Source organism: Vibrio sp. Vb1554 (genome assembly GCF_033344235.1).
On the sequence record NZ_JAWPOJ010000222.1, the window covers coordinates 1 to 1,326 of the forward strand.

1 pseudogene is annotated in these 1,326 nt (G+C 45.0%); it reads left to right on the plus strand.

The features are described from left to right. Positions 1 to 1,326 (plus strand): annotated as a pseudogene (locus R8N28_RS25140) (AraC family transcriptional regulator); the annotation flags it as partial.

Sequence of the window (1,326 nt, forward strand, 5' to 3'; positions counted from 1 at the left end):
TGGTGGAGAAGCCAAGCAAGTCTTGGAGATGAGTGTTGCGAATGCTCGTCCGGCGTGTTTGATCAGTGATGCGAAAGGTGTGTGGCTTGCATCTTCTGTTGGGTTGAGTTACTACCGATTGTCCGGTGAGTTAGTTAAACACTATTCATCTGCATCGGGCTTGATTAATAATGAGTTTATTCCTGGGATATGTAGCGTAGTGAAACGCACAGAAGATGGCGAACGTGAACTTGTTTTAGGCTCAAAATATGGATTAGTTAAAGCAGAGGCTTCAAAACTATTGGTGTCAAACCCGCCAGAATCCCGCTTTATTGTTAGCCAAGTGATGCTTGAAAACGATGTAATCCAAGTGGGGAGTTCCGACCTTGATGGGATTAAGCTGCCTTATGGTTCTTCGCTGAGTTTTCTCTTTGGCATCATGCCTAAACCGGATAGCCAGAACCTGTACTACCGCTTAAACGAAGACGATCGATGGCAGACCTTAGAAGGGGGGCAGTTAACCTTAGAGCACCTCAACTCTGGGGAATACCACCTTCAAGTGAGTAACGAGTCACAGGTAACGGCGGGCGTTGTTGGCTTAGAGTCTCGTTTTGAAGTGCTCAAACCATGGTATCTATCCCAGCTTGCGATATTAGGCTTTCTCGTCTCAATTTCTACGCTTATCGGCCTTATCATGTACTGGCGTTCACGATATGTTATGCAAGCAAACCGAGAGCTTGCTGCTCAGGTCACTCTAAAGACCAACCAGCTAAGGCATCAAAGCCGCGTATTATTGACGAGTAACCAACAGTTAAGAAAGCAAATTCAGGTTAGAAATCTATTAGTTGACCATGTTGCTCAGTCTATAAAAACCAGCGTCGATTATATCTCGTCAAAATTGCCAGTGGAGAGAGATTCCATCACAGAGGATCACGTATCAAAAACTTACTGGCAGCTGAATGAGCTTAAAAGTGCTCCTGGTGATGCGAGTAACGGCAGTCAAAACTACAACCTAAGCCAAATTACGCAATCTGTGGTGGATGTGTGGCGAGACGATTTCGCCAAAGCGGGGATCTCTGTGGAGTTAGAGGATGAGAACAAGTCTAGCCGTATTGCTCTAGAGAGTTTTAATCTGGATGTTATCTTCAACAGTATCTTTGCCAACATCATCAAGCGCTCTTTCCGAGGTCAAGCCGTTAAAGTGATGCTAGAAGAGGGACGGGACATTGTCTCACTCAGCTTTTTGGATTACGGAACGCAATTGCCAAATAAACTTTCTCTAAGTCGTCCTGCTAATAACAATGTGGACTTGAGTATCGACAATCTTTCGCAGTTGGTTACGGTGAG